Annotated in this window: 10 protein-coding genes; 5 read left to right on the top strand and 5 right to left on the bottom strand. The window is 68.8% G+C overall.

Translation table 11 applies throughout. The features are described from left to right. Positions 1-287: 287 nt before the first annotated feature. Positions 288-1,925, top strand: coding sequence for a CTP synthase (locus tag ACT4N8_RS14780; protein ID WP_444858880.1), 1,638 nt, complete (start codon positions 288-290; stop codon positions 1,923-1,925). Here ACT4N8_RS14780 and ACT4N8_RS14775 read toward each other — a convergent pair. From ACT4N8_RS14775 to ACT4N8_RS14760, 4 genes are all read right to left on the bottom strand, one after another. Next, positions 1,903-3,717 (bottom strand): putative bifunctional diguanylate cyclase/phosphodiesterase, encoded by a 1,815-nt coding sequence (locus ACT4N8_RS14775; protein WP_444858879.1) that lies wholly within the window; start codon positions 3,715-3,717, stop codon positions 1,903-1,905. The two genes, ACT4N8_RS14780 and ACT4N8_RS14775, sit on opposite strands and share 23 nt — an antisense overlap. Positions 3,718-4,028: 311 nt before the next feature. Further along, entirely contained in the window at positions 4,029-4,238 is a 210-nt protein-coding gene (locus ACT4N8_RS14770) for a hypothetical protein (protein ID WP_444858878.1), read from the bottom strand. A gap of 62 nt (positions 4,239-4,300) precedes the next feature. Further along, complete coding sequence (locus ACT4N8_RS14765) at positions 4,301-4,441, bottom strand: hypothetical protein (protein ID WP_444858877.1); 141 nt, start codon at positions 4,439-4,441, stop codon at positions 4,301-4,303. A 105-nt stretch (positions 4,442-4,546) separates the two neighbouring features. Beyond that, positions 4,547-4,753, bottom strand: coding sequence for a cold-shock protein (locus tag ACT4N8_RS14760; RefSeq protein ID WP_444858876.1), 207 nt, complete (start codon positions 4,751-4,753; stop codon positions 4,547-4,549). Positions 4,754-4,970: 217 nt separating this feature from the next. Here ACT4N8_RS14760 and ACT4N8_RS14755 point away from each other — a divergent pair, with 217 nt between their 5' ends. Further along, positions 4,971-5,471, top strand: coding sequence for a DUF3833 family protein (locus ACT4N8_RS14755; RefSeq protein WP_444858875.1), 501 nt, complete (start codon positions 4,971-4,973; stop codon positions 5,469-5,471). Positions 5,472-5,558: 87 nt separating this feature from the next. Here the strand turns inward: ACT4N8_RS14755 and ACT4N8_RS14750 are convergent, their stop codons facing one another. Further along, entirely contained in the window at positions 5,559-6,110 is a 552-nt protein-coding gene (locus ACT4N8_RS14750; RefSeq protein ID WP_444858874.1) for a hypothetical protein, read from the bottom strand. A 546-nt stretch (positions 6,111-6,656) separates the two neighbouring features. Here ACT4N8_RS14750 and proS point away from each other — a divergent pair. The 3 genes from proS to ACT4N8_RS14735 form a co-directional block, all read left to right on the top strand. Continuing rightward, positions 6,657-7,961 (top strand): proline--tRNA ligase, encoded by a 1,305-nt coding sequence (gene proS, locus ACT4N8_RS14745; protein ID WP_444858873.1) that lies wholly within the window; start codon positions 6,657-6,659, stop codon positions 7,959-7,961. 106 nt (positions 7,962-8,067) lie between these two features. Then, entirely contained in the window at positions 8,068-9,318 is a 1,251-nt protein-coding gene (locus ACT4N8_RS14740; RefSeq protein WP_444858872.1) for a lipoprotein-releasing ABC transporter permease subunit, read from the top strand. After that, on the top strand, positions 9,311-9,798 hold a 488-nt coding region (locus tag ACT4N8_RS14735), incomplete at its 3' end, for an ABC transporter ATP-binding protein (protein ID WP_444858871.1). The genes ACT4N8_RS14740 and ACT4N8_RS14735, both read left to right, overlap by 8 nt.

The raw sequence follows: 9,798 nt of genomic DNA, 5'->3' as shown, positions 1-9,798 counted from the left end.
CCCGCGCCGAGCCCCGCCCAGCCGCTCGTCCCCGGCGCCCAGCCCGGCGCAGCCCCGGCCCCCGCGCCAGCTCCGCCGGCGCAGTCGAACCAGACCGGAGCCCCGCTGGCCCAATAACCTCACCCTTTCGTCATGCTGAACTTGTTTCAGCATCCATCCCGTCGCCTGGTCGCCGCGCAGGCTCAGGCATGGGCCCTGAAACGAGTTCAGGGTGACGGGGAATGGCGAAATATTTCCGATTCGCTCCCTTGCCCTTTGCGGGGCACGCCGCTTAAGCCTGTCCTCCCATGGCGCGGTTCATTTTTATTACCGGCGGCGTGGTCTCATCGCTTGGCAAGGGCCTGATGGCCGCCTCGCTGGCGGCGCTCCTCCAGGCGCGCGGCTACAAGGTGCGCCTGCGCAAGCTCGATCCCTATCTCAACGTCGATCCCGGGACGATGTCGCCCTATCAGCATGGCGAGGTCTACGTCACCGACGACGGCGCCGAGACCGACCTCGATCTCGGCCATTACGAGCGCTTCACCGGCGTCCCCGCCCGCCAGAGCGACAACGTCACCTCGGGCCGCATCTCCCAGGGCATCATCGCGCGCGAGCGCCGGGGCGACTATCTCGGCGCCACCGTCCAGGTGATCCCCCACGTCACCAACGCGATCAAGGAGTTCATCGCGGCGGACATCGACGCGGACTGCGACTTCATCCTCTGCGAGATCGGCGGCACCGTCGGCGACATCGAATCGCTCCCCTTTATCGAGGCGATCCGCCAGTTCCGCAACGAAATCGGCCGCGGCAACGGGGTCGCGATCCACACCACTTTGGTGCCCTTCATCGCCGCCGCGGGCGAATTGAAGACCAAGCCGACCCAGCACAGCGTGCGCGAGCTGACCAGCCTCGGCATCCAGCCTGAGATCATCGTTTGCCGCTGCGATCGCCCGCTCCCCGACAGCGACCGCGAGAAGATCGCCCTGTTCTGCAACGTCCGCCGCGAGGCGGTCATCCCCGCGCTCGACGCCAAGAGCATCTACGCCGTCCCCGCCCAATATCACGAGGCGGGCCTCGACGCGGAGGTGCTGCGCGCCTTCGGCATCGCGGATGCGCCGGAGCCGGACATGGCGCGCTGGGACGACGTCATCGATCGCCTCGTCAACCCCGAAGGCGAGGTGACGATCGCCGTCGTCGGCAAATATGTCGGGCTTCAGGACGCCTATAAGAGCCTCACCGAGGCGCTGATCCACGGCGGCCTCGCCAACCGGGTCAAGGTCAACATCCGCTGGCTCGACGCGGAATTGTTCGAGCACGAGGACGCCGAGATCGCCGCGACGCTCGAGCCCTGCCACGGCATCCTCGTCCCCGGCGGCTTCGGCGAGCGCGGCAGCGAGGGCAAGATCGCGAGCGTCCACTTCGCCCGCACCCGCGAGGTCCCCTATTTCGGCATCTGCCTCGGCATGCAGATGGCCTGCATAGAGGCGGCGCGGAACACGGCCGGGATCGAAGGCGCGGGCTCGAGCGAGTTCGGCGACGCCTCGGAGCCGGTCGTCGGCCTGATCACCGAATGGATGAGCGAGGAGGGCCTCCAGCGCCGCGCCGAAGGCGGCGACCTCGGCGGCCCCCTGCGCCTCGGCGCCTACGAGGCGCGCCTCGCCGGCAACAGCGTGGTCCGCTCGATCTACGGCGCCGACACCATCCACGAACGCCACCGCCACCGCTACGAAGTCAACGCCCATTACAGGCCGGCCCTCGAGGCCGGCGGCCTCATCTTCTCCGGGATGAGCCCGGACGGGGAACTGCCGGAGATCGTGGAAAGGCCCGATCATCCGTGGTTTGTGGGCGTGCAGTTCCACCCGGAGCTGAAGTCGAAACCCTTCGAGCCGCACCCGCTGTTCGCCAGCTTCATCGAGGCGGCGGTCAAACAGTCGCGGCTGGTTTGATCGGGGTCGCGCCTGGCTGCCCGGCCCAGGCGGCTGTCAGCCCGTTCGCCAGCGCGGCGGCCGTCCTCGCATCCACCGGCGGAGAGAGCGCCAGGCCCTGGCCGGCGTCGCAACCGAGCTCGATGAGCCTGCGGAGCTGGGCGTCCGTTTCGATATGCTCGGCGACGCAAGGCACGCCGATCGACTCGCAAAGCCCGAGCACGCCCTTCAGCAGCTGCCCGGCGCGCGCCGAGGCGGCGATGCCGGTGATCAGCGAGCCGTCCAGCTTCACCGCGTCGAAATCGATCTGGCGCAAATAGGAGATCGAGGCGTGGCCGGCGCCGAAATCGTCGAGGGCGATGCGCGCGCCCGCCCGGCGCAGCGCGTCGAGATTGTCGTGCGCGGTGGTCAGCTCGGCCAGCAGCGCGGTTTCGGTCACCTCGAACCAGACGCGCGAGGGCTCCAGCCCCTGCTTGCCCAAGATGCGCAGGATCCGCTCCGCGGCCTTGGGGGAGCAGACCTGGACCGCGCTGAGGTTGAAGGAGAGGCGGATCGGCGCGGGCCAGCGGCCCACTTCGCGCGCGGCCTTGCCCAGCAGGATCTCGCTCAGCCCCTCGACGAGCCCGTTCTGCTCGGCGATCGGGATGAACTCGCCCGGCGAGATTTCGCCGAGCCTCGGATGCTGCCAGCGGGCGAGCGCCTCGAACGCGACGAGGCTCCCCCGGCTAAGGTCGAAGATCGGCTGGAAGACGGGCTTGAGCGCGCGCAGGGCGAGCGGATTGCGCAGCGCGCGCTCGATCTCGATCTTGCGATGATTTGCGCGCTCGAGCTCGGGCGTGAACAAGGCGACGCTGCCGCGGCCCAGCTCCTTGGCGCTATAGAGGGCGATGTCGCCGTTCCGCAGCGTCGAGGTGACGTCCGACGCGCCGGGCACGACCTTCACCGCGCCGCAGCAGGCGGAGACTCGAAACTCCCGCCCTTCCAGCCGGTAAGGGCGGCCGAGCGCCTCGCTCAGGCGGCGGGCGACCTTGAGGATGCAGGCTTCGTCGCTGCCGTCGATGACCAGCCCGAATTCGTCGCCGCCGATCCGGGCGACCATCGTGGAGAGGTTGCCGACCTGCCTTTGCATTCGCCCCGCGACTTCCGTCAGCAGCGCGTCGCCGGTCGCGTGGCCGAAAATGTCGTTGATCGGCTTGAACCCGTCCAGGTCGACCAGGATCACGCCGAGCGTCCCTTCGGAGGCTTCGGCCAGCCGGGCTTCGAGCGCCGCGAGGAAGGCGCGGCGATTGGCGAGGCCGGTCAGCGAATCGGTGTTCGCCACCCGCTTGACGCGTTCCTGCTCGCCGAGCGCGGCGCGTTCCGCGCGCAGCGCGCGCTCGCGCTCGCTCTCCACCACGCTGCGCGACCGGACGAGCTCGACCAGCCCCGCGTCCTGCAGCCGCAGCAGCCGCAGCGAGAGCAGCGAGATCAGGCCGAGGCTGATTCCGACCGCGACATGCGCCGGATTGGGAGAGAAGCCCAAGGCGACGGAAAAGGGCAGGGCGAACAGGAGGAGGGGAAGGCGGCCCGCGGCCGGAAAGCCGCTCAGCCCATAGGCCGCGCCGACCGCGCCGAGCGAGGCGAAGAGGATGACCAGATCCTGCTGCTCGGGCGCCTCGGAGGAGACCAGATTGATCGCCCAGAAGCCCGCCGCCCAGCTCAGGATGGCGGCGAGGAGCAGCGTCATCCGCAATTCGGTCACGATCCGGGCCGGGTCGAGCGCGCGATTGCGCGTTCGCAGCCAGTGTGCCAGCCTGACGACGATCAGCACCACGAACAGGTTCGATGGATGGATCAGGGTCTCGGTGGAGAGGCCGCGGCCCAGATGCAGCCCTGCGATGCTGGCCAGCGCAATAAGATAGAAGGAGCGGGATCTGACGCTGCAGCGCCCGGTAGCGCACCTGCAGCAGCGCGCGCCCGGAGGGGGTCCGATCCTCCCCGACGTTCAGGAAATATGTCTTGGCATGTCCGAGCCAGCTGAGCACGCGAGGGCTATGGCCCAGAATCCATAAAGGCCGCGTTAAGTCAGCTGACCCCTACCGAGCGTGGCAGTGAGCCGTGCGGCTTGCAGAAGACCCGGGATCCTCACTTCGTCGCGAATTGCCCGGTCTCCGCGCCGTAATATTCCTTGGCGTGGCTGCGCGCGGCGGTGGCGGTCTTGAAGCTTTCCTCGACCGGGGTCGCGGTCACCAAAGGGTAGCCCTGGCTGTTGAAGCGGGTGGTGCGCACGGTGAGGCGGAAGGCGCCCTCCTCGTCCTTTTCGATCAGATAGGGTTTGACGATCTCTCTCGACATGTTGGGCCTCCGTTCGGGTCCATGAAAATGCCCTCCCCCGCGGGCGGGGAAGGGCCGGTTGTTCAGCCCAGCAGCTCGGCGACGATGCGCTTGAGCTCGGGGCCGGAAAGCTGGGTGGGGCGAGGCCCCTGGTGGCCGGTCGCTAGCAGCGCCTTCGGCCAGTGAAGTTTGGGCCGTGGCGGCCCGATGGTCTGTATGTTCATATTCCTTTGTCGGCGGGATGTCCCGCCGCTTTCGTTGGTAATGGGGAGCCCGCCGGGGCGCGGCCGAACGTGGCCGTACGCGTCCCCGGCGGATCCCCCTGAGACTTAAGCTTCCTGCAGGTTGACTGCGGAGGCCTTGCCGTCGCGGCCGGTCTCGAGCTCGTAGCTCAGCTTCTGGCCTTCGCGAATGCTCGCGAGGCCGGAGCGCTCGACCGCGCTGATGTGGACGAAGGCGTCCTTGCCGCCGGCTTCGTTGGTGATGAAGCCGTAGCCGCGGTCCTGATTGAAGAATTTAACGGTGCCGATAGCCATGATCGGGTCCTTTCATGCAAAATACCCGCACGCGAATGGCGCGGCGGGGCCGGTGAAGCTCGAAAGGGAAGAAGAAGCCGCCAGGGCGTCAGGTTCGCTCGCAGGCGTCGTCAGCAACCTTCATATAGGAGCAAGGCCCCCTTAATGCAAACCCGCCGCCCGCATGTCCTTCGTGAGCAAGCTCCGGTCCGCGCCGATTCTTGAATACAAACGGGATTTGGCCTGCCAGCTTGCGGCGATGCAGATTCGAGTCGCCTCGCTCGCCTTCCTGCTCCTCGCCGGGCAGGGCGGCGCGCCGCTCTCCGTCCCGGAGCGGTTCTTCATCGGCCGCACCGAGGGGCAGGGCACCGTTCACGTCATCCTTTCCGGCCGGCATGCCGCGCGACACCAGGGGCGGGGGCGGATGGCGCCGGACGGAGCGCTGCTGCTCGAGCAGGTCGTACACGAGGAGGGCAAGCCGGTGCGGCGGCGGAGCTGGCGGCTGGTCCGCGCGGGGCCCAATCGCTTCACCGGCACGATCAGCGACGCGCGCGGGCCGGTAACGGGGACGGTGACGGGCAACGTCCTTCATTTGCGCTATCGCAGCGTCGAGGGGCCCTCGGTCGAGCAGTGGATCACGGTCCACCCGAACGGCCGCACAGCCTCGAACCGCATGACCTTCCGCCGCTTCGGCGTCCGCGTCGCCACCGTCGAAGAGACGATCCGCCGACTGGACTAGATCACCGGCTGACGGCAAAGGCGGCGCCCCTCAGGGACGCCGCCTCTTACGCCGGTACAGGGCCCTGCGGCCGTCGTTGGCCGCACCTCAGCGGGGCGGCTGGACCTGGGTGGTCGTGACCACATCGCCGGAGATGCTGAGCGTGCCCGGCCGGACCGGGATGGTGCGCTGGCCCTCGGCGCTGGCGACCAGCACCGAGCGGACGGTGCCGTCGCTCGACCGGTTGACCCGGCGGATCGTGCCGAGCTCGACGCCGGCCGAATTGCGCACGGTCAGGCCGGCGCGCAGCCCCGAAAGGTCGGCCCGTGGCGGGCGCGCCGTGCCGGACAACACGCTGTTCTCGTTGGCGCGCTCGATCGCTCGGTCGGAAGCGCGCTCGGGGGCGCGGCTGCGCACCCGCGCTTCGGTGCGGGTCTCGACGCCGCGCTCGCGGCCGCGATCGACGCCGACGTCGATCCGGCCCTGGCCGCGCAGCTCGATGCCGCCTCGCTGGCCCATGCCATGGCCGCCGCCCTGGCCCATGCCCATGCCGCCGCCGTGGCCACCACCGTGACCGCCGCCGCGGCCTTGGGCGATCGCCTGGCCGCCCGCGATCAGGCTCGCGCCGGCAAGCGCCAGCAGAAGGGTTCTGCTCTTCATCTCTCTCTCCATTGGTTGCGCTCCCGCGGCCAATCGGAGGCCCGCGCGGGAGTCGGCCGCATGAACCGGTCGCGCGGCGCGGCGTTCCCGGCCCGACAGCCGAGGTTCAGCTTGCCGCGCCGGGCCGTGAGCGCCGTGCGCCCGACAGAGGCATTAACCATTGGCGAGGGCGCGGATTGGCCTCCGCGCAGGCGCGTTTCGCAAGGATCGTCTCGGCCCAGACGCACGAATGCCCGGCTCTTTCGAACCGGGCACCCGTGAGACCTGCCTTGCGGCGGGTCTTACCCCCTTGTGACGCTTGACCCGCGCGCTCATCCCACCTCGCAAGGGCTGAGCGGGGCCGAAGCCTCCCCGAACCAGGCGCATGTCCTTGGATTCGTGGGCTGGACGCTAGGCCGGGGCGCGCCGCTTGTCACCGCGCCACGGCGACGTGCGGCGACTTTGCGGCAGCCCTGTTGCGCATCGGCCACAGAAGCTGCGAACCATGTGCAACAGGCTCGTCCGCCCGCAATTGCGTTGGCGCATCCGCCCCCGTAGAGCGGCGCCATGCGCCTCTCCCGTTACTTCCTCCCGGTCGCCAAGGAGACCCCGGCCGACGCCCAGATCGTCAGCCACAAGCTGATGCTGCGCGCCGGCCTGATCCGTCAGACCGCCGCCGGCATCTACGCCTGGCTGCCTTTGGGCCACCGCGTGCTTCGCAAGATCGAGCAGATCGTCCGCGAGGAGCAGGACCGGGCCGGCGCGGTCGAAATGCTGATGCCGACCATCCAGTCGGCCGAGCTGTGGCGCCAGTCGGGCCGCTACGACGCCTACGGCCCGGAGATGCTGCGCTTCACCGACCGGCACGAGCGCGAGATGCTCTACGGGCCGACCAACGAGGAGATGATCACCCAGATCTTCCTGGGCAGCGTCAAATCCTACCGCGATCTGCCGCGCACGCTCTACCACATCCAGTGGAAGTTTCGCGACGAGGTCCGTCCGCGCTTCGGCGTGATGCGCGGCCGCGAGTTCCTGATGAAGGACGCCTACAGCTTCGATCTCGACGAGGCGGGGCTGAAGGCGAGCTACGAGGCGATGTTCGTCGCTTACCTCCGCACCTTCGCCCGGCTCGGCCTCTCTGCGGTGCCGGTCAAGGCGCCGACCGGCCCGATCGGCGGCGACCTCAGCCACGAATTCCACATCCTCGCCGACACCGGCGAAAGCGCGTTGTTCTACGACGCCGCGGTCGAGGACATCTCGCGTGAAGAGCTGCTCACCGCCGACGCCGCGACGATCGCCAGGCTCACCTCGCTCTACGCGATGGAGGAAGAGGAGCACGCCAAGGTCGCCGACTGTCCGGTCCCGGCGGAGCGCCTGCGCAGCCGTCGCGGCATCGAGGTCGGGCACATCTTCGCCTTCGGCACCAAATATAGCGAGAGCATGGGCCTCAGCGTCCAGACCGCCGAGGGCGCCACGGTCGCGCCGCACATGGGCAGCTACGGCGTCGGCGTCTCGCGGCTGATGGGCGCGATCATCGAGGCGAGCCATGACGAGAACGGCATCGTCTGGCCGGAGAGTGTTGCGCCCTTCCGGGTCGGCCTCATCAACATGCGCGCCGACGACGGCAATGTCACCAGCGCCGCCGACGAGCTTTACGGCCGTCTGGCCGATGCCGGGGTCGAGACGCTCTACGACGACCGCGACGAGCGCGGCGGCGCCAAGTTCGCGGCCATGGACCTGATCGGCCTGCCCTGGCAGCTGATCGTCGGCCCCAAGGGGCTTGAGAAGGGCGTCGTCGAGTTGAAGCGCCGTGCGACTGGTGAGCGCGAGGAATTGTCGGTCGACAGCGCGCTGGCGAGGCTGGCTTCGTGAGCGCGGCCGTCATCCCGGCGAAGGCCGGGATCTCAGTGAAATCAGGTCACGGCCTGTCTCCACGAGACCCCGGCCTTCGCCGGGGCGACGGCCTGTGGGGGCCGTCATGATCCTCTCCCGCTACGAGCGGATGATCGCGCGGCGCTATTTGCTGCCGGCCAAGGGCGAGGGCTTCATCTTTCTCGTCGCCGGGATCAGCCTGACCGCGGTGATGCTCGGCGTCGCCGCTCTGATCATCGTGATGAGCGTGATGAACGGCTTTCGCGCCGAGCTGTTCGACAAGGTGGTGGGCCTGAACGGCCATGCCGTCGTCCAGGGCTATGGCGGTCGGCTCGAGGAATGGCGCCCGGTGCTCGAGCAGGTCCGCCGCACGCCCGGCGTCACCTCGGCCTCGGCCCTGATCGAGCAGCCCTTGATGGCCACCCACGACGGCCGGGTCGAGGCGATCCTGCTGCGCGGCATGCCGGTCGAGGAGATCGCCTCGAACCAGACCTTGGGCCGCAACGTCCTCGCCGGCTCGCTCGCCGAGCTTCGCCCCGGGGCAGAAAGCGTCGCGATCGGCTCGCGCCTCGCCGAACTGCTGGGCTTGAGCGTCGGCAACACGATCACGATCATCAGCCCCCAGGGGCGCACCACCCCGTTCGGCACGGTACCGCGCATCGTCGACTATCGCGTCGCCGCGATCTTCGAGGTCGGGCTTTACGATTTCGACCGCGCCTTCGTCGTCATGCCGATGGAGGAGGCGCAGAACTTCCTCTTGATGGGCGACGCGGTCGGCATGATCGAGGTCGACACGGTCGACGCCGACCGGGTGCAGGAGATCCTCGCGCCGGTCGCCGCCAGTCTCGCCGGCCGCGCCGTCGTCAACGACTGGCGCTCGATGAACTCGGCCTTGTTCGAGGCGCTTCAGGTCGAGCGGGTGGCGATGTTCGTCGTGCTTTCGATCATCGTCCTCGTCGCCGTGTTCAACATCCTTTCCTCACTGATCATGCTGGTCCGCGCCAAGACCCGCGACATCGCCATATTGCGCACGATGGGCGCGCCACGCGCCAGCCTGATGCGGGTGTTCATGACCGTGGGGGTCACGATCGGCGTGCTCGGCATCATCGCCGGCATGATCCTCGGCGCGGTCTTTCTTTATTACCGGCAGGGCGTCGCGCGCTTCGTGCAATGGGTGACGGGGCAGAATCTGTGGGACCCGTCGGTCCGCTTCCTCACCGAGCTGCCGGCGAAGACCGACCCCTTCGAAGTCACCGCGATCGTGGTGATGGCGCTCGTGCTGAGCTTCCTCGCGACGCTCTACCCGGCCTGGAAGGCGGCGAGCACCGATCCGGTCCAGGTGCTGCGCTATGAATGAGGTGCTCGGCGTTCGCGGGCTGAAGCGGAGCTTCGAGCAGGCGGGGGTGAAGATCGACGTGCTGCGCGGCGTCGATCTCGATGTGCGTCAGGGCGAGATCGTCGCCTTGCTCGGCCCGTCAGGCTCGGGCAAGTCGACCCTGCTCCAGGCGGTCGGCTTGCTCGAAGGCGGCTTCGAAGGCTCGATCCGGATCGCCGGCGAGGAGGTCGCCGAACTGAGCGACGCGAACCGCACTCGCGTCCGCCGCGACACGCTTGGTTTCGTCTATCAATTCCACCACCTCCTTCCCGATTTCAGCGCGCTGGAGAATGTCGTGCTGCCGCAGCTCGTGCGCGGCGCGGGACGCGACGAGGCCGACGAGCGCGCCCGCTCGCTGCACGGCGCGCTCGGACTCGCGGCGCGGCTCACCCATCGCCCGGCCATGCTCTCCGGCGGCGAGCCGCAGCGCGTCGCCCTGGCCCGCGCGCTCGCCAACCGGCC

The sequence above is a fragment of the Sphingosinicella sp. genome (assembly GCF_052387495.1).
Lineage (GTDB): Bacteria > Pseudomonadota > Alphaproteobacteria > Sphingomonadales > Sphingomonadaceae > Allosphingosinicella.
Note: the sequence above shows the minus strand (reverse complement) of the source record. Positions and strands in the feature narration are given on the sequence as shown.